The sequence below is a fragment of the Luteimonas sp. A501 genome (assembly GCF_054052085.1).
On record NZ_JBSVRI010000001.1, the window covers coordinates 873,057 to 897,374 of the forward strand.

Consider the following 24,318-nt stretch of genomic DNA (forward strand, 5'->3'; position numbering starts at 1 on the left):
ACGGAGACACGGAGAGTGGCGCATGACAGCAGGAAGCGAGCGGGAAGAAAGGATCACGCAACGCGTCAATTCAACCGGTAATGCAAGAAGATCCGAGCATCAGCCGCAGTGGTTCCTGAACAACGGGCGTTCGGTGGAGGTCAACAATTCATCGAGCGTCGTGACGCCGGCGAGTGTGCCAGCTTGGGGAGACGTGTTCGGGGCGGCCAGACCCGGGCACGATGTCGAGTTCTTCGTTGGCGGCCAAGAATACTTCACCAAAGTGTCCAGGGCCATTCGTGAAGCGAAGAAAAGCGTGTTCATGACTGGCTGGCAGATCAATTACGCGGTTGAGATGGGAGATGGGTTCAAGCTTCTTGGCTGTCTCGATCAGGCGATCGAGAACGGCGCTTCGGTCTACGTGCTGCCTTGGTTGGCCCCACCAGGACCGATCGACACGGGTTATCTGCATACGATGCTGGCGGTATTTCACCTCAATGGAACCCGCGACGGAAAGCCCAGAAATGGACATGCCTATTGCTTGCCGGCGGTCGGCCAGAGCGACATGTCGAGTATCAATGCCTTCTTTTCCCATCACCAGAAACTGGTGGTAGTCGACAACGAAACAGCGTTCGTGGGGGGCATCGACCTGGCCTATGGGCGCCGTGAGGATGGCCGCTACTCGCTGCATGCCAATGGCCGAAGGCTGGAAGAGTTCTACAGCCACTGTGTCCCACCGATCCGTGAACCAACCCATCGGGAAAGAAGCGATTGCATAACTCTGTTGGAACTGATTGCCGCAGGCGTCTCACCCCATGGCACACGTTGGCTGACGACCTTCGCGACGTCACCCAGCACTGGCGTACTCGCCAGTGCACGCGATGGCCTCGACAGAGCTGGCGGGGCGATTGACGATGCGACGGACTGGGTCGCCGACAAATGGGACCAGAACAATTTTTTGGCTGATTTCTCGCGGCGGATGAGGAATGTTCCCGTGGATGCCGCCCAGGCCGGATTGGAGTTCGCATGGGACAACCTGCCCGACGACCTGCGCCGGCGCATCGAGGCGGGATTCGCCAGCGGCGCGCAGCATCTTCTGGATGCGGGCGATATCGTCTGGGCCATTCTCAACGGTGTGGACATCTCGCGCATGCCGTTTCGGGAAGAAACCTTCACTGTCGTGCGGCAAAGCGTGAATGCATTGGTCGGCGTCCTGGTCACGTTGACGGCCAACAATGTCGGCAAGCGTTCCCGTTACGAACGCCTGTTCGAGAAGCTGGAACAAATGCCCGGGAGCGATCGGCTTCCGGATCCGGACGTACAGCCGCGCCAACCCTGGCATGACGTGCATTGCGGCATTGTCGGGCCAGCCGTCTACGATCTGAGCCGGAATTTCGTGCAGCGCTGGAACGCCGCTGCCAAAAACTATCGCGATAGCTACAACGGATTCCGCAGCGATCGCGTCGTTCGCAAGGTCGTCGGTACGTTGCGGATTCCGTTGCCGTCGCGCGCCAACTGTCCCTCGATCCCGGCCGAGCACGTGCCGACGCGGCCGCAGGTCGCAGCGCAGCCCAACGAGAAGTGCTGGGTACAGGTGCTGCGCAGCGCGCCCGTCCGTCTGCTCAGGGACGAGAGTGCCGCAGGCGCCGAACAGGGCAACGGACGTGCGCAGAACAACTGCCTCAAGGCCATGCTCAAGGCGATCCACGGCGCGCAGCACTTTCTGTACATCGAAGGCCAGTTCTTCCAGACCAATCACGAGGGCGAGAGCCGCGAGCCGGACAAGCAATGGTCCGGAGCGACCGGTGCCCAGCTGTCCTACTACGGCCTTGCCGGCTACGACCGGTTCGCGGAGATGCTCGGCATCAAGGGCAAGCCGGTCAACGACATCCAGCCGTCGGACATCCGCTGGAGCGCGGTGGACGACATCAAACAGGATCCCGAGGGCGCGGCGTTCTTGGCCTCGCTCAAGCAGATTGTCTCCAACTGGCAGACCATCCACATCGTCGACCGTCTGGCGGGCTCCGAAAATCACCAGCGCATGCTGCTGAACCCGGTAGGCAAGGCGCTCGCAAGCCGGATCGAGCGTGCGATCGACGACGACCTGCCATTCCATGCGTACCTGGTGGTCCCGGTGCATCCGGAAGGCAAGCTCGACGAGATCACCATCATGCGACAGGTGGATCTGACCATGAACTCGCTGGTCCACGGCTCGCAGAGCCTGGTCAACGGCGTGCGGCGGGCGTTGGTGGCGCGCGACAAGATCCGAAATGGCATGCCAGCTGGAACAGCGAAACAGGAAGCGCGATTGATGACCGTGCGAGAGATAGAACGCTACGATGCATCGAAGCATTGGGTCGACTACCTCACCTTGCTCAACATGCGTAACCACGCCGAGATCGGCGGGCGGCCCGTCACCGAACAGATCTACGTGCACAGCAAGCTATTGATCGCCGACGACCGCGTGGCGGTGATCGGCAGTGCCAACATCAACGATCGCAGCCTGTTGGGCGGGCGCGACTCGGAACTGGCGGTCATCGTCGCCGGCGGCGCCCACAAGACCGTCAAGCTCGATGGCCGTCGCGATATCCGCGTCAGCGAGCGCGTGCATGATTTCCGCCGCCGGCTGTGGGAAAGCATCTTCGGCAAGCATGCCGGGTCACGTGCGGCCAGCGGTTTGTTGACGGACGCAATCCTTGACCGGCCTGCCGCGCCAGCGTCCTGGCTTCGTATCCAAGACGTCTCACGGCAGAATGCGGTCGCCTACGAATCCGCATTCGCCTTTGTTCCCCGCAACCTGCCGCATCCGGTGGTGCCCAGCGGCCCCAATGAGGACAACAAGCCACGCACAGCCAGCATCTGGCCCACCTGGGAATACCCCAGCGATTGGCGCGGTACGGGTAACAGCGGTACCACGGTCTATCGCGGCAAGCTGAAGTACCGGATGCCGTTCGACGAGCTGTTCTGGCGCAAGGCTGCACGACCGGACGACGGTGGGCAGCGGAGCTGGAACGTGCGCTACGACGCGCCGGGACGCCCGAGCGAAGTGGCAGGCCTTGCGCCGGAATCCGCGCCGGGGCGTATCCAGGGCTTCATCGTCGCGTTGCCGGTACAGTGGACCGCGCAGGAGTCCAACGACACCCAGTTCGCGCTGGCCGTGCTGGCCAACAATGAACTAGAAGACGCGAAGAACAAGAGTACGCAGCTGGCCTCGATTGAACCTGCTGACAGCAAATCGCAACGGGAGGAAGTTGGATGAAGCATGCCGGACTTGCGGTTGTGCTGCTGCTGGCGAGTACCCAGGCGGCGTGCACGCCAGCCAGCCAGACCTCGCCCAAGCCGGACACGCATGCCTGGCTGCGGCCCTGGCATGTCGAGCAGTTGACGCAGGTGCGTGCCTACGCGCCCGCTGCAATCGCGGGCATGCAGCGCGAATGCCTGGGACGTCTGGCGTTCGAGGTGATGCCGGACACAGAGTGGGCGACCGACCGGCTGGGCAAGATCGAGGACAGCGAGTTCGTGGAGTTCGCCGACGGAGTGCCGGGCGACCGACAGGAGCGGCTGGCCTATGGCGACCTGTCCATCTGGGTGTCCGCGCCAGCGACGCATGCGGATATGCAGAAGAGGCACGACCACTATGCTTTCGTCGATGGAGGGAGTAATGCAGAAGCTTGGGAGCGGGGCGTTGCGGGATTAGAAGCCGAACTAGAGGCAGCAAAACAGGAAGGACCCGATGCGCCGGTTTTCATTCTTGAAGAACGGTTGACCGAATCCCGAGTCAAACTTGAAGACGCCCGACATAGGAAGCGGCTGGACTTCGGTCTGCCCGATGAACTGTCCTATGACGATGGCGCCGGCCAGATCCGCATCCGTTTCCTGCTGCAAGGCCGCATGTTTACCATAGTTCGCGATCACCCGGGTCTGCGCGATGGCGACCCGCGCCGGGATGCGATGCTGGCCGAACTGCGCGACGTGCTGTCTCGGTTCCGTGCACGCGCACCGGGCGACGTGCCGGACGAACCCGGTGTGTGCCTGCCGCATGCGTTCATCGCCGACGACGGCACGGGCGATTACCACACCCATGCCTCGTTCCGGTATCCCGACCGTCCGGGCGTGGTGTACTCGATCGACACCGGTTACCGCCCGCCGGACGGCGAGCGCGGAACGGCGTGGATGCCGACGCCCGCGCCGGTGCGGGTGATGAGCTATCCGGCCACGATCCTGGAGGTGTTCCGGGACCGGGTGCGGGACATCTATCCGATCACGCCGCGCGGCGCGCATATCGGGCCTTACAACGCGGATCAAGGCGGCGTGTCGGTGAACGTGGCCAAGGTCGGCGAGCCGGACGTCCACACCTACACGATCTTCACCGGCCTGCAGGGCATCGCCGGATTGCAGACGTGGCCGTTCATCGGGGTGGAAGCGCAGACCTACACTCGCCTGCAGTACGAGCAGTTGGCGGAGAATCCGCCGCCACAGGCGGAAACCCAGACGCGGCTGGATGCGTTGCTCAAGAGCACGCACCTGCGCCGGACGACGGTGGAGTCTCCCGAGTTCGCCGAGATTCTCGACGAGTGAACCTTGGCACAGCTGGCATTTGACCCGCTGAAAGTACCCCGGTGACTGACGTTATATGGGTCATTACAGAGTGCCCGTCCCGCCGCGTCACTTCTCCACGGTGTGCGCATGCACGAGCTCGAAGACGAAAGCTGGCGGCTCAATGACGAGTGTCGGTAGAGTGGACAGGCAGAGTGGACAGGCAGAGTGGAGAGTAGCAACTCTGCGTCGAGCCTCACCGTACTGGCCAACAACGACCCACCGCCCGACCGCGATACGCAACTGGCAATGAGGCAGGACGCGCAGGAAGAGGAAGCCGTGGGATGAAACATCCGTGTGCCTGGGGAATATTGGCAAGTCTATGGCTGTCCGGTTGCGGGCGGGCATCTGAGAATCCGGCCCCCGAGTTCCCACAGTTGAGCCCGCACCACCTGCAAACTTTGCGGGAGATCCGCGACTACCAGCCCGTGGGCGGCGTGCAGGCGCGGCGCGAATGTCTGGGGCGGCTGGTGTTCGACGCGCCGGACAACCTGGAGTGGGCGGTCTCGCCGGATGTGGAGGACATCCCGGAAGCTATGCAGTTCCCTGACGGAGTGCCAGGCGCGCGTGGTGAGAGGTTTCGCTACCAGCAACTGAATATCCGGGTGTCGTATCCGCTGCCGGTGGAGTGGGTTCAGCAGCGACGGGACAAGTTCATCAAGAGCAAGGAAAAGAACATCCGTGACTGGAAAGCGGAGATTCCCGGAATCGAGGCCACGTTGGCGGAGAAGAAGGCTGCGAAGGAAGACTTACTGGCTCGCTCCTACCAGAGGGATATTGACGAAGCCAACAAATTCATCGCAATGTGGGAAGCGTGGAAGATCGTCGACCTGGGCCTGCCGGATAGCTTTGCCTATCAGGACGATAAGAGCATCTACCACCTATTCCTGCATCGCCAGGGCCGCTTGTTCTACATCCGAGCCTATGGCGAGGGTGAAGCGCAGAAGCAGGACGCCGCGTGGCTGAGAGAACTGATGTCGCGGTTCCGCGCACGCGAGGCCTATGAGATTCCGACCGAGCCAGGCATCTGCTACCCATACGCTTTCCTTGCCGATGACGGCACCGGGGATTACCACGCCAAGGCAACGTTCCGTTATCTGGATCGCCCGGGCGTGGTCTACACCCTCGATACCGGCTTGGTGGTGGGCGTGGATGCTGGGGAGGCAAGACGCCCGCAACCGGCGGCGTTGTGGGCCGGTACGTTGTCGGCAAGCGGCCTGCTCGCGGGTCCACTGACCGCTGGCCGCAAGCAGGAAATAATCGGTCTTCGCGGGGCGAAACTGGGGCCTGTCGGCGCGGACCAGGGCGGGATGTCATTGAACACCGCCGACGAGGGCGAGCCGGAAGTGATGTCGTATGCGGTGTACACCGGCAACGACGGGGTGGAGGGCATCCAGGCTTGGCCGTTCATCGCCGTCGAGATGCAGAGCTTCACGCGCAGGCAGATCAACAGCTTGGAGCAGGACCCACCACCGCTTGCCGAGAGCCGCAAGCGGCTGGACAAGCTGTTGCGCAACCTGTATCTACGGCCGACCACACTCATGATGCCGGAGTTGCAGAAGCTGCCGTAGCCGTGAGTGCGGCGAGTTGGCTGCCGTCCGGCAAGTCGAGACACGAAGGAGCATGGACATGCCTACTTCAGAGCGTGAGCGGCGTTCGTTGCCGACTGGACGCGCTGACTCACTTGGTTCACGCACATGGGCGTGGGCTCGAGGGAACGTACTTGCGGCATGGAGGGACTTTCGCGAGGCATCTACATGTTTGGCGTTGGGCTTCGGGACCGCCCTGCGCGCGCAGGTGTTGATCCGGTCCTGCGCGCTCGGCCTTGGCGTGGGAGTGCTCTGGCTGGCTGTGTTCCTGCACTTCCACGACCAGGTCGGCCAGATCGCTTTCTTGCTCGCCTTCAGCCTGGTGATGGGGCTCATGCTGCCGCTGGGAATGGTGACGCAGGTTGCAACCATTCCGTACAGCGCATCCGGAGGCATGGCGGCGATCGGCGAGGTGGTGCTCCCGGGCATCCCGAACGCAATGATCTGGCTGTTCAATATCGCTGTCGTCCTGCTCTATATCCTGGCGCTGGCCGCGGCCGTGGTGGTGCTGCTATGGCTCGTTGCTTACCTGATCACGACGATGATGCTGTCACGAGGCGTGATGCGCGAGCATATCGAGCTGACATTCGCAGACAGCAATACCGGGTCTTCGGACGAATCGACGTGGCGTGAGGTCCCAGTCGTGAGCTGGCGCCAGCGTTTGAAGTGGGGCATTGCGTTGTGCGTACCGATTCTCGGAGGCATCTTGATGCTGGTGTTGCTGTCTCGTTGGGTGGTACGGCCCGCGTTGTACTGGATGATGCCGAAAGGGCTGTCGAAGGGCGAACGGGCACGATTGATCACATGCTGTAATGGTCCGGCAACCTTCCTCGGGGCAATGCTGATCCTGGTTGCCGCCGTTCCGCTGCTGAACCTGATGCTGCCGGCGCTGCTGCTGGCATGCGCCGGCCATTTGTCGCGCCGGGTAATGTCCGGGAAGTATCTGCTTGCCGGCAATGGGGTCGATGTGAACAAAATGGCGCTGGCTGTCGATCGGTGAAACTTGTGCGAAAAGACGCCTGCTCGCGGATTGAGAGGTGCCGGCGCTACATGGCGACCGTCGGCGCGTCCAGCCTCGAGGCCGAGGAACCGCCCATCAGGTGTTGATTGAATGCGCGGATCGCCAGAAAAGGAATATGCCTTTCTCCGCGAGCACCTGCAGGACACGTTAGGCGTTCCGCTGGTTTTTACGTTCGGTTACGTCGCGATGAATGTTCGCAGTATTCTTCATACGCCGCTAAAAAGGCAGGAGAAGATGCTGAAGGATGGCGTTCCAATCCGGGGCAAGCAATTCGTGGACGTAGACGACTTCGGCATGGAGTTGGTCTACAAGCCTGACCGGAATCAGCTGCCGGCACTGGAGACGGTGCTGCGCTTTCCGGTGGCGCGCCGATGAGTCGAAGCACCCACAAAATGGCACGCAACCTGCTGCTGGGAATGAAGGAGCTCCCCAAGCAGGGGGGGCTGGGGCTTGCTGTTAGCCCGGGGTGAGACAAGCCGGCGGAGCTGCCGCCCAACGCGCATGACGCGGTTCAGGCGCTCAATCCTGCCTACATCGAGTTCGTGCCCCGCGCCATGGTGCGTTCACGACGTGGCGTGCTGCTTTGGCCGCACGTGCTGGTCAGCAAGTCGCTATGCGGCTGGTGGGAGGCACGCTTTTGCGCACCTCGGCAGCAGCCTTGATCGGTGCCTCCGCCACAGGCGTGGGCATCGTATTGTTCATCGTCGGTGTAGCCTGGGCCCTCTATGCGGCCAGCCTGGAGCACGACGAGAATGAGAAGTTTCCCGACCGCAGCTTCTTCGGCAGGCACAAGAGTACCGAAGGCCGTTTCGGAGGCACCCAGATGGACAATCCGGACGCATGGGGCGCGCACGGCCTGGACGATGAACTGCTGGCGATGGGCGTGCTGGCCATTGAGCGCGAGATCAACGACCGCAAGTACCAGGCCGTCCGGCTGGTGTTCGCGTTGCACAACAAAGGCGAGAACGACCCCATCGCCCAGGCCGAAGTGTGGAAAACAGGTTGAATACCGAGACCCGAAACGTTCAGACCGAAGTGCAGGCCGAGGTTGGTCTGTCGCCGCCCAACTCGCAGGCGGTGCTGCTGCTGCCGCTGCCAAGCGAGCCAGCCGGGAAGGTGGCCCGCACCTGCAGGCCTTGGTGGCGGCGGTCTGGCGGCGCAAGCCGGGGCCAGGCGTGCTCGTGCACTCGGACCAGGGCAGCCAGTTCACCGGCAGCGACTGGCAGTCGTTCCTGAAGGCGCATCGGATGGTACCGAGCATGAGCCGTCGCGGGAACTGCCACGACAACGCGGTGGCCGAGAGCTTCTTCAGCGTGTTGAAGAAGGAGCGGATCAAGCGGCGGATCTACCCAACTCGGGCCGCCGCCGGCTCCGACGTGTTCGACTACATTGAGATGTTCTACAACCCGGTTCGACGGCATGGTTCCGCTGGCGACGTCTCACCGGTAGAGTTTGAACGGCGCTACGCGCAGAGCGGCCAGTGAGTGTCTATGAGACTCTGGCCGGTCCACTTGGTGCGGGTGGATTTCGACTTCCGCAGCCGCCTCACTAGCTGGGGCAACTACGGCCGAGCGGTGAAGCGTGGGTTGAACCCGATCGGCAACGCGATCGAGACTGTGCGCGAACTGTGGAACGGCGAGCCGGTCGGTCCCAAGATCACCCGCGAAGCCTGGGCACGGGTGATGCTACCCGAGGTGTTGGAGCCCAGCATGCCTTGGGCCATCCGCATCGTCGCAAAAAAAGGAGGACAACAAAGAAGCGTTGGTGGCGTACTACGCGCATCATCCCGGCAACGTGGCCTTCATCATCGCGCTGCGTGGCAGTCAACTGAAGCATGAGATCGGGACAGTCGAGCCGGAAGCGACGGAAGCGCGCAAGAGTAACGTCTTGACGGTTGAACTATCCGCGCAGCTGGATGTGAATGTCTATCGCGATGCCTGGGCCGAGGTCGTGATCTATGGTGATCCGGAGGCTGAGGAAATGCCGTTGGTGGACCAGATCCTGAGGGAGAGTTGAGCGGATGTCCGAAGATCGCGATGACGGCATGCTGGTGCCGGAGTGGAAGCAGCCGGAGCCGGAGCTGGAGTTCAGCCAGAAGCAACGGAAGACCAACCTGTACGCCAAGAAGAAACCACTGCGAGTGATGCCAAAGGACAAGCGTCAACCGGTGCATGCAGTGCCGTTGGCCCACAACGCGGTTGTGCGGGTTCGTTTGGATGCGATTGAGGTTGGAACTATCCAGGGAGAGGGAGTGGCCAAGTATCTTGGGTTGCTTGGTGCTTTGCTTCTTATCTTTCCATTATTTTTCCTTTTTGGTGCAATAAAGTCAGTGCTGGCTGGCTTCTCTTACTTCTTGGCTATTCAGTTTTTGCTCTCCAGCTTAATCGTATTTGTTTTGTGTTTGTATATGATACGCAGGGGGTTCTTAAGTCCTTCTGATTATCCTGTTCAGTTCAACCGTAAAAACAGAAAAGTACATGTCATCCCCATCAAGCGGTTGAGCTTCTTTAAGTTCTGGGAGAAGGGCGCACCCGGCGCGTTGCGCAGCTATCGCTGGGAAGACGTGCAGGCCCGCACCTATCGACGACTCGACGTACCCGGCGGCACTGTTGCCCGTACTGAGACCGTGATGCAGATGCTCTGCACGACGCCGGAGCAGCCCACGAAAGTGGACCTGATGGTGGATCTGGGCGTAACCGGCACTTGGCGTGATGCGACGCAGGTGCAACTGTGGGAACACGTCCGCCGCTATATGGAAGAAGAGGGCCCGCCGCTGAATCCGGGCGATACATTGCGCAAGACCAATTACGACAAGCTGCCGGATTTTCCACCGCACGTCGTTGCTGCAGCTGGTGGTCCGGCACTGAGCGAAGCCGAGCTCGCAAAATGGACGGTGAAGCAGACATAGGGATCGTCGGCCATTCTCCACTATGACGTTGTCTGTTGCCAAAACGACCATCTGTCCACGGTTGCGTGCCGCATATTCCCACTGTGCTTCCGTAGGCAGATCCACCTGTTTGTCGATCTGCTGACCGATCCATTGGCAATAGGCCTGCGCGTCTTGCCAATTCACCCCGGCGGGGATGCCAGGCAAATCGCGGTAGGCTAGATCCATCTCCTGCTGCGCTACCTTCGGCCGCCCGGCGGCCTCGGTGAATACATCGAAATCGGCGTAGGTGATTTTGAGGGCGCTCATGGCGAAGCTGCTCAGGGTGGCCTCACGCAGTACATCTTCGTCGCGCTCGCCGGTATACGGCATTTCAACGCGAGGGTCGATTGGGCCGAAGTCACCCATGGTGAAGCTGCCGCCCTTGATCTCGACCAAGCCTTTCAATGTCCTGGACTTCAGTGTCTCGATGCGTTCTTGCAACGAAGTGTCCGCGGGCGCAGTGGGGTTGGAGTTCGCTCCATGCGTCGGCGTTGTAATGACCCATTGAATTCCTGCTCAGGTGCTATTTTTCGAAGAAGACACCTATGAGCGTGATGATGGAAGAGGAAATCAAGCGTTGGACGGCCCGCCGGAAGTCGGCGCTGGTGCTGGAGATCATCCAGGGCAAGACAACAGTAGCTGAGGCCAGCGGCCAACTCGACCTGACCCCGTCGGAGATCGAAAGCTGGGTCGATGAGGGGAAGCGCGGCATGGAGAACGCGCTGCGGGCCAAGCCCGAGGACGTTCGTGATCAATACGAGCGCCAGCTCAAGGACCTGCAGGAAGCCTACGGCAAGGCCATGCTGGAGTTGCACGCTCGAAAAAATTGGCGTCCCTGTTGGGCAAGGACGAGACCTGCACTGCTTTTCGCAGGCGAAAGTCGGCGCGACAACCCGCTGCAAACCTGGCTGCGAAAGTCCAAGCTAGGCACGACGGATGCTTATGCAAGCAGGGACGAAGAGGTTCGGGCCTTCGAGGAGGTTTTCGCACTGCCACTTGAGTTGAGGATGGAATGGCGACAAGGTGCTAGCATCTTCAGGCTCCGGCTTGGCGGCACCGTGGTGGTCGAAGTAGATTCGCCACAGCTCACCAGTGAGAGCTGGATCGAGTACATCTTCCGGTTTGAAATGAGCGATGGCCGGCGGCTGACAGTTAAGGAAGGTCGCCTTGCTGGTGATCGACCCGGCACAGGGATCGTTGATCACAATAAGTTGCTGTTGGGTAGCCCGGGCCGGAATCCGGGACTATCAGCCCCTTCGACGGGATCTGTTCTGTCCCGTACAGACAAAGGTGGCGCGCGTTGGCAGCTCGTTTACAGCGAGGGCGAATTGCGGCGTGTGGGCGCTGAGCTGCGCTACTGGCCCGACCGCACGACCAACCCCGAACTGGTCGTGCCCGATGCAGGTGGAATGAAGCAGGCGATTACCCAAGCGGACGCGAAAGCATGAGTCAGGATCAGGACGAGTTCATCAGGTTGAGGCCTGAGGTCAGCCCAGGCTATGACATTGATCGAACCCGACCGCTGCGGGTGCAGCAGAAACAGACGATGTATCCGCTGTTGGTGCGGGCGTCACAAGGTTACGCCGGCGAGTTGGTGCTGGGCGCGAACCCGGCGGCGATGAAGACCCTGCCTAATGCGGATGGAATCGCGTTGGGATTTGGGATGCTCGTATCCATGGCCCTCGTTTGCGCAGGACTCTCAGTTTTTTTTCTTTCGATCACTCTGGATGAGTGGGGTCGATATACTGCGGGTTTGATCTCATCCCCTTGGTTTATGATTATAGTTATGTCGATCTCGGCTGCTGCGGCAACTGCAGCAGTAGGTGGCTGTATTCGCGTTTTCGTGAGGAAGGAGTTTGCGCGGCCAACCGTATTCAATCGTCGCGCTGGGACGGTCACCCAGCTGCAGGGCAATAAGCGTGTCGAAGCGCGATGGAGCGATCTGCATCCCTATATTGAACAAATCCGCACTGTACACGCGGCCGGTGGATCACTTGTCGAAAATTTCCACCTCGTCCAGCCTGCAGATAGTGGCTGCAATGCACGAAACCTGATCGAGATCAAGCTCCATGTTGGCAGCTCCAAGATCGCCGCGATGTACTATCGCTTCCTCTGCGATTACATGGAAGGAAACTGGAAGAACCTACCCGAAATTTACTTGCTGGGCGGTATCCGCTTGCCCCTGTGGAGGGAGTACAGGCAGCATCGCTTGAGCTTCTGGTTCGCAACCAATGACTGGGCTGATCGTAGCCAGGAAAGCAAGGTATGGATGTGGTTGCTGGTTCCGATTTGGACCGCGGGCTGGTGGCCGATGTATATCTTCACGTTCATCGGCGGCCGTCTTGGCTGGGTGCCACAGCTCAGCGAAAGCGACCTGTCCGGAACTGCTTGGGAGGAGTCGACGGATGGGCCAGTGCCGGCCGAGTTTGCCAGCAAGGTCAGTACGCGGACCCTGCATCCGCAGGAGAAGCGACTCTACATCGTGTCTTTCGTCGCCGGCCTGGTTTTGTGGACATGGTTGCCGTATGAGTTGTTCTTTCAGTACATGTTCTCTTAGCTGGCTGGCGAGCGTGAGTCGATTAGGGAAGGTCTGAAAAATTCCCTGAAAGGGTGCTTTGATTGAACGACTCCGGCAAGACGGCTTCGACCATGGACCAGATGAGCTTCGGCGACGCGGAATTCGCCAACAAGAATGAAGCGCACGCGACGCGAAGTGCTCCTGGCGGAGATGGAAGAAGTGGGCCCTGGAAGGGGCGCCTTGCAAGGATGGGGCAATCTCACCACACTTTGGAGGACTTGTTCAGACCATCCCTAGCGGCCTGACCTGAGCAGAAACGGCTGGGTCATTGCAACCCCGCCAATCGCCTCCGCGTACAGCGCGTCGTAGCTCGCGCGCATGGCTTCGATCGAGGCGCTGGCGACCACCCATGCGCGCGCCGCCGCGCCAAGCGACGCGCGCAGCGCCCGGTCCGAAAGCAGCTGTGCGAGCGCCGCGCGCAGCGCCGCGCCGTCATCGCTCTGGAACAGCAGGCCGGTACCGCCATGGCACACGATCTCCGGGTTGCCGCCGACATCACTCGCCAGTACCGGCAACGCCGCGGCGCAGGCTTCCAGCAGGGCGATCGAGAGGCCTTCGGTGCGCGAGGGCAGGGCGAACACGTCCATGGCGGGCAGCAGGCGTGCGACGTCATCGCGGGCACCGGTGAACTGCACGCGCTCCGCGATGCCGAGCGCCCGGGCCTGCTCCTCGAGCACCATGCGCATCGGGCCGTCGCCGACCAGGAGCACGCGCAGGTCGGGGAACATCGCCGCCAGCGCCGGCACCTGCTCCAGGAGCAGGCGATGGTTCTTGAGTTCGACCAGTCGGCCGACGCAGCCGATCACCAGCGCGTCGGCCGCGAGCCCCAGCGCGCCGCGGGCGGCGGCGCGTTCGGCGTCGCCGGGTGCGCGCGCCACGGGGACGCCGTTGCGCACCGCGGCCACCCGCGACGCAGGCGCCAGGCGCTGCTCGACCAGGTGGTGCGCGACCTGGTCGCCGACGCCGGCCACGCGCGCGGTGCGCATCAGCGAGAGACGGTACAGCGCCCGCAGCCGCGGCCGGGACAGCCGGGCCCCCATGTTGTGGCAGGTGTTGACCAGCGCCGCGCGCGCGCGGCCGGGCAGGGCGAGGGCCAGAGCGGCATGGTAGTTGGGTACGAAGTTGTGGCTGTGGACGATCCCGATCCGCCTGTCCGCCATCGCGCGCCCGAGCCGTGCCAAAGGGCCCAGGTCGAAGCCCGGACGCTTGCCGCCCTCGATCACATCGATCCCGGCGGCGGCGAGCTCGGGCCCGAGGCCGGCCGCGTCGGTGAGGCTGAAGATCGCCACCGAATGCCCGTGGTCGCGCTGCGCGACCGAGAGATCCGCGACCACGCGCTCCAGCCCGCCGCACTCGAGCGAGTCGACCACGTGCAGGATCGAGAGCCGCCCGTCGCCGGGCAGGCGTCGCGTGGCGGCCATCGGTGCTGCGCTCACCCGCCCGCCCGGGCCGCGGGCTTGCGGGTGACGTAATGGACCCACGGGTCCAGGTGTCGTCCGGGGTCGCGGCCCCCGCGAGCGTCGATCGTCATCGTGCCCACGAAGCCCGCGGTGGCCAGTGCCTCGCACTCCGCGGCCGGGTCGACGTAAACGGTGAGCAGGGAATGGTCATACCCTTCATCGTTGACCACGGCATGGTCCGCGGCGAAGTACTGCCGATCCTGCAGCCGCCTGCGGTTGCGGCGCCTGCGTACGTTCGTGGCCAGCGTCCGCGCGCTGCGGACCAGCATGCGGACCGGGTCCAGCGTCGGCACCAGGCGTGCAGGCTGGACCGGCGGCGGATGCCCGCCGAGGACCCCGAGGTTGTGCGACGAGTAGACGAACGCCCCGCCGGGACGGAGGACGCGGTACGTCGCCGCCAGGACCCGGCTCCGCTCCGCGTGGTCGATGTAGTCGATGCCGTTGAACGAGAACAGCACCAGGTCGTAGCCGGCGTCGGGGTGGCCGTCCAGCGTCCGCGCGTCGCCGACGCCGACCTCGGTCCCGGGGTACAGCGCACGGCAGGCTTCGGTCATTTTTTCGGAGATGTCCAGCGCGCGGTAGCTGCGGGCGACGCCCCGCAGGTAGCCCGTGGTGCGGCCACCACCCACGCCGATGTCGAGGATGTCGCCACGAACCAATGGCCAGACCTCGCCAAGCGCCGCGAGCTCCGCAGGCATGAGGTGGCTGCGCGAAGCGAAGTCGTCAACCATGTCCTGGCGGTTGTATGCGTCGTAGTACATGTTCCCGACGCAGGCCTTTTCAGGCCGCGCCTTCCCTGGAGTGTCCCCGTAATGGAACGCGGATGCGGGCGCGTAGAGGCCACCGGGAGGGACATGCTCGAAGGCTTTGGCCCGCGTGGTCGTGGCCGGTTCACGGACGCATGCACGTTCTCAAGGGCAGCCACCTTTCGCCCAGCGATCACTACTTTGGCACGCCAGCAGTCGAACCAGCTTTTCAGCGGTGTGTCCGCGCTCCGGGGCGCGATGATGGTCACGGGATCGACCTACATCACCTACGCGCTGGGCATGCTCACCAGCATAGTCATCGCACGCACCCTGGGCCCCGATGATTTCGGTCGCTACGCCTACGTCGTGTGGTTGGCGGGGCTGCTTGTGCTTGTGGCCAACAACGGCATCACCACGACCGCCATCCGCTTCGTCTCCGAAAGCCTTGGGCGGGGTTCGGAAGTGGTTGCCGGAAGCGTCCACGGCTGGCTTCTAAGGCGCCAGCTCGCGAGCGCGGCGCTGGTGGCCGTCGCCTTCCTGGTGTTCCTGCCGCAGTTCAAGCCCACCGGCTGGGAGCGCGAGGGCCTGGGCCTGTTTGCCGCCGCCACGCTTGTCGCCGGCATGTGCAAGGCCTGGTTCATCTTCGATGTCTCGATCGCCAAGGGTCATGGCCACTACGGCATCGAAGCCGGAGCCACGGTGGCGATGAGCCTGTTCAACATCGCCGCCGTGCTCCTGTTGCTGTGGACGGGAGCAGGACTCGAATCCTATGTCGTGCTGTTCGCGGTCGTGGGTGCGGGGCATGCCATCGCCGGGCGGAGCCTGCGCCGCCGCGCGGTGCTGCTGCCCAATCACACGCCGCTGGATGCCGTGCTGAAGCCCCGCGTGCGCAGTCACCTGTGGTGGACGGTATTGCTGGTGCTTGCGTGGGCGCTGGGCAACAAGTCGATAGAAACCTGGTTGCTCAACCGCACCGTGGGAGCCGCCGCGGTGGGCTATTTCGCGATCGCGGCGGCGCTGACCCGCGGCGGCATCGACATGCTGTCCTCCGGCCTGGGCACGGTGCTGATGCCAATGATGTCGCATGCCTACGGCTCGGGTGGAGGCGAACGCGCGGGCGTCATCGTGGCCGGGGCCGTGCGCTACTACGCGGCGCTGGGCCTGCTGCTTGCCGGTGCCGGAGCGCTGGCCGCGCCGGCGCTGGTGGTGCTGCTGTACGGCGAAGCCTACGGCGCGGTCGTGCTGCCGCTGCAGGTGATGGTGGTGGTTGGGGGACTGACGCTGGCCGAAGGTGCCTTCGGCGCGCTGCTGTCGACCACGGACAACCAGAAACTGCGCGTGGGCTTCGTCGTCCTGTCGCTGGTGGTGACCGCGTCGCTGGCGATCTACATGGTGCCGCGCCATGGCCTGGCCGGTGCCGTGCTGGCACACGCGGTATCGCGGATGCTGGTGTTCGCCGTGACCTGGGTCGGCATCACCCGGCTGCTGGCCTTGCGCATGCCCTGGCGTGAACTGCTCCGGCTGATGGCCGCGGCGGCTACCGCGTTGCTGCCGGCGCTGGTGCTGGTGCGGGTGCTGCCCGGATCGTGGGGCGGGCTCGTGGCGGCCACGGCCTACGTGCTGGTCTATGTCGTGGCCAGCGTGGGATATCGCGCATGGCGCAGGGACGATGCCCGCATCCTCGCCGGCCTGGGCCAGCGATATCCCCGCCTGGGTGCATGGGCAAGCACCATGGCGCTGCGCCTTGCCGGCGGTGGAGTCGCGCCGTGATTCTTCTGTTCTGGAGCTGCGTGGGCCTGGTGGGATTCACCTATGCCGGCTATCCACTGTGCATGTTGCTGCTTGCCCGGATCGCGCCGCGTCCGGTCGTCGGTCGCGCCGGGGCGCCGCTGCCGATGGTAAGCGTGGTGGTGCCGGTGCATGACGGCGAGGCCATCGTCGCAACCAAGCTGCGCAATCTGCTGGCGCTGGACTATCCGGGCGAACGCGTCGAGGTGCTGGTCGCCTGCGACGGTTGCAGCGACGGCACGGCGGACGCTGCGCGCGGCATCGACGATGCGCGCGTGCGCGTGCTGGAGTTCACGCCGCGGCGCGGGAAGGCGAGCTGCCTGAACGACGCCGTGGCGGCGGCGACCGGCGAGGTGCTGTTGATGGTCGACGTCCGCCAGCGGATCGAGTCCGGCGCGCTGCGGGCGCTGGTGGCGCACCTGGCCGATCCGGCGGTGGGTGCCGTGGGCGGGCAGCTTCGTTTCGAGGATCCCGACACCGGCTTCGCGGCCAGCGTCGACGCCTACTGGCGCTATGAGTCGTCGATCCGGCTGGCCGAGGCGGCCAGCGGCTCCGTGGTCGGCGTCAGCGGTGCGCTGTACGCGATGCGCCGCGCGTTGTTCCGGCCGCTGCCGGCCGAAACGGTGCTCGATGATGTGCTGGTGCCCATGCAGGTGGCCGCACAGGGCGCGCGCGTGACCTGGCAGCCGGCCGCGGTGGCCTGGGATCGCGCCTCGGATTCATCGGCCGGCGAGCGCGTGCGCAAGGTACGCACGCTGGCCGGAAACCTGCAGCTGGTGCAGCTTGCGCCGTGGCTGCTGGATCCAAGGCGGAACCCGCTCTGGTTCCGCTTCGTGGGACACAAGCTGCTGCGCCTGGCGGCGCCGTGGGCGCTGCTGGCCATGGGTGCCGCCGCGCTGGTGCTGGCGCGTGGCCATGTTTTCTACCTGGCCTGCGCGATCGCCGCCGCCATCGGGGTTGTGCTGGTCGCGCTGGCTCCGCGCATGCCGATGCTTGCGGCAATCTTTCCGGTGCGCATGCTCGTGGCGTTCGTGCACATGAACCTGTTCGCGGCGCAGGCTGCGTTCGCCTTCGCGCGCGGCCGCAGGCTGCACCTGTGGTGACCGGCTGATGTTCGCCTTCCTGTGCATTGCCTTCTATCTGCTGCTGGTGCTGGTGCGCCCGCAGGAGTATCCGCAGATGGCGGGGGCGGGCATTCCGCTGTTGCCGATCGCCCTGGTCGGCGCCCTGCTGGCATGGCTGGGCTCGCGTGAAAAGCGCTTCGACGAACCGCAGTACCTGATCCTGCCGGCCTTCGTCGTGATGACATCGCTGTCGATCGCGCTCAACGGTTGGGTCGGTGGCGCGGTCGAGCACTTCACTCTGTTCGCTCCCAGCCTGGTGGCCTTCGTGGTCCTGGCCAATACCACCACCACGCCCAGGCGCATGACCTGGGTAATGGTGGTGTTCACTGCCAGCGCCGCGCTCATGGCAGTGCACGGCGTGGACCAGAAGTCGACTGGCGTCGGCTGGACCGGCATGCCGCTGGTGGACGACGGCCGCATCCAGTACCTGGGGATCTTCAGCGACCCCAACGATCTTGCGATGCTGTTCGTGATCTGCCTGCCCATGGCCGTGTACCTGGCCAGTCGCGGCGGCCTGCTTGGGCTGCGCCGGATGCTGTGGCTGGGCGTGGCGGGGCTTCTGCTCTACGGGATCTATCTCACCAATTCCCGCGGCGGCATGCTGGCCGTGGCGGCGATGCTGGGCGTCTTCCTGTGGGTGCGGCGCGGTCTGGCAAGCGCGCTGGTCGTGGCTGCGGTGGGACTGGTGGCGATGCGGCTGCTGCCTTCGCGATTGAACGAGCTCGACGTTGCGGAACGATCGGCATCAGGCCGGGTGGAAGCCTGGTACGAAGGCATCCAGATGTTCATCGGCAGCCCGCTGTACGGCGTCGGCACCGGGAACTTCACCAATTACCACCATCTCACCGCGCACAACTCGCTGGTCCTGGTGCTTGCCGAAAACGGAATCATCGGCTTCGGGCTGTGGTTCGCTTTCATCGGCTACTGCTTCTGGATGATGGTCCGCATCCTGCGCCAGGCGCCGCCGGGCAGCTATCCGGGGCAGCCGCCGGCATGGGACGGGGACGGGGACGGGGACGGGGACGGCGCGGCAGCGGCGTCCGACTCCGCCTGGGACACGGCCCTGGTCGAGCAGTGGCGCCGTGACCGCGCGATCGCGACCGCCCTGCTGGTCTCGCTGGCGGGCTTCGCGGCCACGGCGTTCTTCCTCAGCCGCAGCTACATCATCCTGCTCTACCTGCTGGCCGCGGTGGTGGTCGCGCACTCCACCGCGGTGCGCGAGCGCTTCCCGGCCATGCCTGCCTTCCGCCTTGGCGGCGACGTGATCCGCTGGGTGCTGCTGGCGGGCCTGGTCACGGTCGGCTTCTACGTGCTGCTCAGGCTCCTGCTGGTGATGTCGTGACCCGGCCGCGGATCGCGCTGGTCACGCCGAATCTCCCGGTGCCGCACGACCTCGCGCGCGGCCGCTACATCCACGAGACCGCGCGCGCACTTTCGCGGCTGGCCGATGTGCGCGTGTACTTCCCGCAGGTCCGCCACCCGCGCCTGCCCGGACTGGCGCCCAGGACATTCCTCGGCGGAATCGTCGACCCCGGCTACTCGCTCGATGGCATCGACCTCGAGCCCTACACCTATCCGGGCTTTCCCGGTCTGTCGCGCGCAAGCAACGGCTTCGTTGGTGGCCGTGCGCTGGCGCCGCGGCTGCGACGCTTCGCCCCCGACATCGTGCTCGGCTACTGGATCTATCCCGACGGCAACGCGGCGCTGCGTGCCGCACGGGCGCTGGGCGTGCCGTGCATCGTCGGCGCGCGCGGCTCCGACATCCACATGCGCTCGGGCATGGCGGCCTGGCTGACCCGGAAGACGCTCCATGGCGCCGACGCGGTGCTGACCGTGAGCCAAGCCATGCGTCGGGCCGTGATCAGCGATTTCGGCGTGGATGCATGCATGGTCAGCACGATCGTCAACGGCGTCGACACCGCGGTGTTCCATCCGCGCGACCGGCAAACGGTGCGGAGGCAGCTGGGCATCGACCCGGCGGCGAAGCTCGTGACCTACGTTGGCCGCCTGGTCGAATCCAAGGGCATGCATGAGCTGCTCGAAGCGTTCGCCGCGGTCCACGTCCGGGAGCCGAACGCCATGCTTGGCCTGGTGGGCGATGGCGTCATGCGTGAACGGCTTGCGCGAATGGTGGCCGAGAGCGGCCTGGCGGCACGCGTGCGCATGACCGGCGGCCTCGAGCCGCTGCAGGTCGCGGAGTGGATCGCGGCGTCCAACGTGCTCACGTTGCCGAGCTGGTCGGAGGGCTATCCGAACGTGCTCGTGGAAGCGCTGGCCTGCGGGTGTCCGGTGGTTGCCACCGACGTTGGCGGCGCAGGCGAGATCGTTGCTTCCGGATCGGGGATCCTGGTGCCGGCACGCGACCCGGCGCGGCTCGCGCAGGCGCTGGACGAGGCGCTGGCCCGCTCCTGGGACCACGCGTCGATCGCGCGGGCGATGGCGCGAAGCTGGGACGACGTGGCGCGCGAGACCTTCGCGGCCTGTGCGGACGTGCTTGCGGCCCACGCGGCCGGGCTTCCCGGCCCCACGCCCGCAGGCCCGCGCTGAGCGGTGCCGTCCGGTACGCACCGGTATTTACGTCTTTCATGGCGACACGGGGAGATCCGGCGTGCACGGGCGTGCCGTCCGGAGCCCGTCACCCAACCGAGGCGCACGAGACGCAATGGATTACAAGGCGACCATCAAGCCGTTCATCCTGAACAATTTCCTGTTCACCGACGACAGCGGTGCCGTTGCCGACGACACCTCGCTGATCCGCGGCGGCATCGTCGACTCGACGGGCATCCTGGAGCTGATCGAGTTCCTCGAGTCGGCCTACGACATCCGGGTGAGCCCGGAGGAAATGGTGCCGGCCAATTTCGACAGCATCGACAGCATCAGCACCTTCCTTGGCCGCAAGGCGGCGGGCGGCGTGCAGTGACCACGCTTGCCGACCGCCTGCTGGCCACGGCGGCACGCAGGCCGTCGGCAGCTGCCATCGGCGACGGCGATTGCCGTGCGGACTATGCCGCGCTGGCGGCGTCGGTGCTGCGCTTCGCCGGGGTCCTGCAGGCACGTGGGGTCGTCCCCGGGGATCGCGTGGCGCTGGTACTGCCCAATCGCTACGAGGCGGTGGTGGCCTGCTATGGCGTCTGGCTTGCCGGTGCCGTGGTGGTGCCGCTCAACGCACAGGCCAGCAGGCGCGAGCTCGCGGCATGGCTCGCGCACTGCGAGCCGGCGCTGGTGCTGGCCGCGTCCGGCGATGTGGAGTCGGAGGCGGCGCTCGAGGCCACCGTCACTCCTGGTCGCCGGATGCTGCTGGGGCCACGCAGCGACGCGGCCTGGCCGGAAGCGGCGGCGCCTTCGCCGGCGAAAGCGCTGGGGGCGTCCGGTGCCGCCTGCGATCTCGCGATGATCATGTACACCTCCGGCACCACCGGTGCGCCCAAGGGCGTGACCCTTTCCCACGCCAATGTCGTGGCCAACGTCGACGCCGTGGTCGCGGACCTCGGCCTGATCGCGGACGACTGCACGGTGAGCGTCCTCCCTTTCTACTATTCGTACGGTGCCTCGGTGCTGCACACGCACCTTGCCGCCGGCGCCTGTGTGGTGCTCGAGCCCAACCTGGTGTTCCCGCACCTGGTGGCCGGCACGCTGGAGAGGGAAGCGGCCACCGGGTTTTCGGGGGTGCCCTCGACCTTCGCCCTGCTGCTCGAGCGCCGTGTGCTGGAGGGACGCACGCTGCCGCGCCTGCGCTATCTCACCCAGGCCGGCGGAGCGATGACGGTGGCGCTGGCCGGACGTCTTCGCGAGCTGCTTCCGGGCGTGTGCCTGCACATCATGTACGGCCAGACCGAGGCCACCGCGCGCCTGGCCTCGGTGCCTCCGGCGCGCCTGGACGACAAGCCCGGCTCGGCCGGACGGCCGATCCGCGACGTGCGCCTGCAGGTCCGCGACGAGGCCGGGAACGCAGTGTCCGCGGGCGTCGAAGGCGAGGTCTGGGCCGCCGGCCCCGGGATCATGCGCGGCTACTGGCGCGACCCGGCCGCGAGCGCACTGGTCCTGCGCGACGGGTGGCTGCGTACCGGCGACCTCGGCCGCATGGACGCCGAAGGCTACCTGTTCCTGGCAGGCCGGCGCAGCGACATGATCAAGACCGGTGCGCATCGCGTGCATCCGCTGGACGTCGAGGAAGCACTTCTCGAACACGCCGGCATCGCCGAAGTCGCGGTGGTGGGCGTCGCGGACGAGGTCCTGGGCCAGGTGGTCCATGCCTGGGTGGTCAGGCGCGACCCGGGCCTCTGCGAGAACGCCATCCGCGCCCACTGCCGCGGCCGACTGGCCCCCTACAAAATCCCGCGCCGCGTCGACTTCGTGTCCGCGCTGCCGCGCACCGCTTCCGGCAAGGTCAGGCGCGCCAGCCTGGCCCGGCCGGAGAACCTGGAGGCGACACCGTGAGCGAACTGGGCTACGACGTGCTGGACATGGACCTGGAAGCGGAGGCCGATCGGATCGCCGCCTGGCTGCGCGAGAGCACCGCCAGGCGACTGCATCGTCGCGGACTGGTGGTCGCGATCTCCGGGGGCATCGACTCCTCGTGCTGCGCGGCGCTGGCGGTGCGAGCGCTGGGGCCGGAGCGGGTGGTCGGCCTGATCCTGCCCGAGCGCGACTCTTCCGACGACAGTGCAGGACGCGCCGGGGTCCTGGCTTCGCATCTCGGTATCCGCGTGGAGACGGTCGACATCGCGCCCGCACTGGAGGCGATCGGCTGCTACCGCGAGCGGGACGCTGCGGTGCGCCGTGCGCTGCCGGGCTACGGCGAAGGCTGGCGCTTCAAGATCGCGATCGACGGCGGCACCGAAGGCCGGATCAACGTGTTCCGGCTGGTGGCGGAAGATCCCGATGGCGGACGGCACGACTGCGTCCTGGGGCTTTCGGAATACCTGCAGATCGTGGCCGCCACCAACTACAAGCAGCGCATCCGCAAGACCATCGAGTACTACCATGCCGACCGCCTCAACTACGCGGTCGTGGGTACGCCAAACCGCTTGGAATACGACCAGGGCTTCTTCGTCAAGAATGGCGACGGCTCGGCCGACGTGAAGCCGATCGCGCACCTGTACAAGACCCAGGTCTATGCGATGGCGCGGCATCTCGGACTTCCCGAACGCGTCTGTGCGGCCGTCCCGACCACGGACACCTACAGCCTGGCGCAGGGCCAGGACGAGTTCTACTTCGCGCTTCCCCATCGTGAAATGGACCTCGCCCTCTGGGCGCTGGAACACGACCGCCCGGCGGAAGAGCTTGGGCGCGCGCTCGGCATCGGCACGGAGCAGGCGGCCGCGGTGTACGTCGACATCGGCAACAAGCGACGTACCACGCGCTACCTGCACGAGCGTCCGCTGCTCATGCGCGGGGCGACGGTGCTGGAGGAGGTGGCGGCTTGAACCTGGAGTCGACGCCCATCGTCTCCGCGTATCGGATCAGCGACGGCGAAGACATCGGCGATTGCCGCGAGGCCGCGATCGCAGCCTGGCGCGGCAGCCTCGGCGATGACGATGCGCTCCTGGGTGCGCGCTATGACGCCATCTGCCTGCGCTCGCCCTTCGGGCGGCCGGTGCTCCGCTTCGTCGAGCACGTGGACGACGGCATCGTCGGCCTGCTTGCCCTGGCCCCGCGCAAGATGCGCGCCGGTGGGCGCGAGCTTCGGGCTGGCGTGCTGTCGCACCTCGCGATCCAGCCCGCGCATCGCTCGCTCGGGCCGGCGCTGATGCTGCTCGAATCCGTCCTCGAAGCCGCGCAGGATCGGTTCGACCTCGTGTACGGCATACCCAATGCGAGCCAGGGAGCCGGTGCCGCGCTCAGGCGTGCAGGCCTTCGCCCCTTGGCCGACATGGAGCGCAGCGTGCGCATAGTCCGCCACGGACATTATCTGGCGCGTCGCCTGCCGCGCCCGTTGGCGATGCCGGCGCGCCTGGCGGGACTGGCGGTGGATGGCGGCGACGCGGTATCCAGGGCCTGGCGTTTGCGGGCCGGGCCTCGACTTCGGGCGCGCTGGGTCGACCACGTCGACCCGGCGATGGACGTGGTCTGGTCCACGAAGCCCCGCCATCCGCGGCTCACGGCGGTGCGCGACGAAGCAATGCTGCGTTGGCGCTTCGACCAGGGCGTTGGCATTCGCATCCGCTACCTGCTGGTGGAAGATGCCGCTGGACGCTTGCAGGCGTGGTTCGCGTGCGGCGTCGAGCCGCCGTGGCCGCACATCCTCGAGGTGCACGATTTCTGGTCGGCGGGTGCCTGCGCCGGGATCGCGCTGCCGTCGCTGCGCGTACTGCTGCGCGAGGCGCGGCGACAGGGATACGCGGCGATCGGTCTGCGCGCGGCCATGGATGCCGATGCGGCCGCGCCCTGGCGTGCGTCCGGCTTCAAGAGCCGCGGTGGCCAGCAGGTGGTCGTACGCTGGATCGACCCGGCGCTGGACGCCAATCCGCCGCCGCCACATCTGACCTATATCGACCAGGACGGTTGA

Annotated in this window: 20 protein-coding genes and 3 pseudogenes; 20 read left to right on the forward strand and 3 right to left on the reverse strand. The window is 65.2% G+C overall.

What is annotated here, in order from left to right; translation table 11 throughout:
• Positions 1 to 22: 22 nt before the first annotated feature.
• From ACW7G5_RS03970 to ACW7G5_RS04010, 9 genes and pseudogenes are all read left to right on the forward strand, one after another.
• Positions 23 to 3,238 (forward strand): hypothetical protein, encoded by a 3,216-nt coding sequence (locus ACW7G5_RS03970; RefSeq protein WP_457002004.1) that lies wholly within the window; start codon positions 23 to 25, stop codon positions 3,236 to 3,238.
• Positions 3,235 to 4,557, forward strand: coding sequence for a T6SS immunity protein Tli4 family protein (locus tag ACW7G5_RS03975; protein ID WP_457002005.1), 1,323 nt, complete (start codon positions 3,235 to 3,237; stop codon positions 4,555 to 4,557). The genes ACW7G5_RS03970 and ACW7G5_RS03975 overlap by 4 nt, the downstream gene beginning before the upstream one ends.
• Before the next feature lie 395 nt (positions 4,558 to 4,952).
• Positions 4,953 to 6,146, forward strand: a complete 1,194-nt coding sequence (locus tag ACW7G5_RS03980; protein WP_457002007.1) for a T6SS immunity protein Tli4 family protein — start codon at positions 4,953 to 4,955, stop codon at positions 6,144 to 6,146.
• Between the two features lie 190 nt (positions 6,147 to 6,336).
• Entirely contained in the window at positions 6,337 to 7,164 is an 828-nt protein-coding gene (locus ACW7G5_RS03985) for a hypothetical protein (protein WP_457002009.1), read from the forward strand.
• Between the two features lie 111 nt (positions 7,165 to 7,275).
• Positions 7,276 to 7,560, forward strand: coding sequence for a hypothetical protein (locus ACW7G5_RS03990; RefSeq protein WP_457002010.1), 285 nt, complete (start codon positions 7,276 to 7,278; stop codon positions 7,558 to 7,560).
• 238 nt (positions 7,561 to 7,798) lie between these two features.
• Positions 7,799 to 8,191 carry a hypothetical protein gene (locus tag ACW7G5_RS03995; RefSeq protein ID WP_457002012.1) on the forward strand — a complete coding sequence of 131 codons (393 nt, stop codon included), beginning with the start codon at positions 7,799 to 7,801 and terminating at the stop codon, positions 8,189 to 8,191.
• Between the two features lie 121 nt (positions 8,192 to 8,312).
• A pseudogene (locus tag ACW7G5_RS04000) lies at positions 8,313 to 8,669 on the forward strand (IS3 family transposase); the annotation flags it as partial.
• Between the two features lie 280 nt (positions 8,670 to 8,949).
• Positions 8,950 to 9,201, forward strand: coding sequence for a hypothetical protein (locus tag ACW7G5_RS04005; protein WP_457002014.1), 252 nt, complete (start codon positions 8,950 to 8,952; stop codon positions 9,199 to 9,201).
• Positions 9,202 to 9,205: 4 nt separating this feature from the next.
• The gene (locus ACW7G5_RS04010; RefSeq protein WP_457002015.1) at positions 9,206 to 10,093 is read left to right on the forward strand and encodes a DUF6708 domain-containing protein; all 888 of its coding nucleotides are present in this window, start codon (positions 9,206 to 9,208) and stop codon (positions 10,091 to 10,093) included.
• A gap of 72 nt (positions 10,094 to 10,165) precedes the next feature.
• On the opposite strand, the pseudogene ACW7G5_RS04015 reads toward ACW7G5_RS04010, so the two are convergent.
• Positions 10,166 to 10,555, reverse strand: a pseudogene (locus ACW7G5_RS04015) (formylglycine-generating enzyme family protein); the annotation flags it as partial.
• A 104-nt stretch (positions 10,556 to 10,659) separates the two neighbouring features.
• On the opposite strand from ACW7G5_RS04015, the pseudogene ACW7G5_RS04020 reads away from it, so the two are divergent.
• The 3 genes and pseudogenes from ACW7G5_RS04020 to ACW7G5_RS04030 form a co-directional block, all read left to right on the forward strand.
• Positions 10,660 to 10,970, forward strand: a pseudogene (locus ACW7G5_RS04020) (DUF1153 domain-containing protein); the annotation flags it as partial.
• A gap of 151 nt (positions 10,971 to 11,121) precedes the next feature.
• Positions 11,122 to 11,562: a hypothetical protein gene (locus ACW7G5_RS04025; RefSeq protein ID WP_457002017.1), complete on the forward strand. Its 441-nt coding sequence runs from the start codon at positions 11,122 to 11,124 to the stop codon at positions 11,560 to 11,562.
• Positions 11,559 to 12,671, forward strand: a complete 1,113-nt coding sequence (locus tag ACW7G5_RS04030; protein WP_457002019.1) for a hypothetical protein — start codon at positions 11,559 to 11,561, stop codon at positions 12,669 to 12,671. Before ACW7G5_RS04025 ends, ACW7G5_RS04030 begins: the two co-directional genes overlap by 4 nt.
• A gap of 254 nt (positions 12,672 to 12,925) precedes the next feature.
• Here ACW7G5_RS04030 and ACW7G5_RS04035 read toward each other — a convergent pair whose 3' ends face one another.
• Positions 12,926 to 14,113 carry a glycosyltransferase gene (locus ACW7G5_RS04035; RefSeq protein WP_457002021.1) on the reverse strand — a complete coding sequence of 396 codons (1,188 nt, stop codon included), beginning with the start codon at positions 14,111 to 14,113 and terminating at the stop codon, positions 12,926 to 12,928.
• An 11-nt stretch (positions 14,114 to 14,124) separates the two neighbouring features.
• Entirely contained in the window at positions 14,125 to 14,913 is a 789-nt protein-coding gene (locus ACW7G5_RS04040; protein WP_457002023.1) for a class I SAM-dependent methyltransferase, read from the reverse strand.
• 243 nt (positions 14,914 to 15,156) lie between these two features.
• On the opposite strand from ACW7G5_RS04040, the gene ACW7G5_RS04045 reads away from it, so the two are divergent.
• From ACW7G5_RS04045 to ACW7G5_RS04080, 8 genes are all read left to right on the forward strand, one after another.
• Positions 15,157 to 16,668 carry a lipopolysaccharide biosynthesis protein gene (locus tag ACW7G5_RS04045; RefSeq protein WP_457002865.1) on the forward strand — a complete coding sequence of 504 codons (1,512 nt, stop codon included), beginning with the start codon at positions 15,157 to 15,159 and terminating at the stop codon, positions 16,666 to 16,668.
• Positions 16,665 to 17,789, forward strand: coding sequence for a glycosyltransferase family 2 protein (locus ACW7G5_RS04050; protein WP_457002024.1), 1,125 nt, complete (start codon positions 16,665 to 16,667; stop codon positions 17,787 to 17,789). The genes ACW7G5_RS04045 and ACW7G5_RS04050 overlap by 4 nt, the downstream gene beginning before the upstream one ends.
• A 7-nt stretch (positions 17,790 to 17,796) precedes the next feature.
• The gene (locus ACW7G5_RS04055; protein WP_457002026.1) at positions 17,797 to 19,152 is read left to right on the forward strand and encodes an O-antigen ligase family protein; all 1,356 of its coding nucleotides are present in this window, start codon (positions 17,797 to 17,799) and stop codon (positions 19,150 to 19,152) included.
• A complete protein-coding gene (locus ACW7G5_RS04060) occupies positions 19,149 to 20,357 on the forward strand; it encodes a glycosyltransferase (protein WP_457002028.1) in 1,209 nt (402 codons plus the stop codon). Before ACW7G5_RS04055 ends, ACW7G5_RS04060 begins: the two co-directional genes overlap by 4 nt.
• 115 nt (positions 20,358 to 20,472) lie before the next feature.
• Positions 20,473 to 20,730, forward strand: coding sequence for an acyl carrier protein (locus tag ACW7G5_RS04065; protein WP_457002029.1), 258 nt, complete (start codon positions 20,473 to 20,475; stop codon positions 20,728 to 20,730).
• Positions 20,727 to 22,247 carry a class I adenylate-forming enzyme family protein gene (locus tag ACW7G5_RS04070; protein WP_457002031.1) on the forward strand — a complete coding sequence of 507 codons (1,521 nt, stop codon included), beginning with the start codon at positions 20,727 to 20,729 and terminating at the stop codon, positions 22,245 to 22,247. The genes ACW7G5_RS04065 and ACW7G5_RS04070 overlap by 4 nt, the downstream gene beginning before the upstream one ends.
• Positions 22,244 to 23,236: an NAD(+) synthase gene (gene nadE / locus ACW7G5_RS04075; protein ID WP_457002032.1), complete on the forward strand. Its 993-nt coding sequence runs from the start codon at positions 22,244 to 22,246 to the stop codon at positions 23,234 to 23,236. Before ACW7G5_RS04070 ends, nadE begins: the two co-directional genes overlap by 4 nt.
• Positions 23,233 to 24,318, forward strand: a complete 1,086-nt coding sequence (locus ACW7G5_RS04080; RefSeq protein WP_457002033.1) for a hypothetical protein — start codon at positions 23,233 to 23,235, stop codon at positions 24,316 to 24,318. The genes nadE and ACW7G5_RS04080 overlap by 4 nt, the downstream gene beginning before the upstream one ends.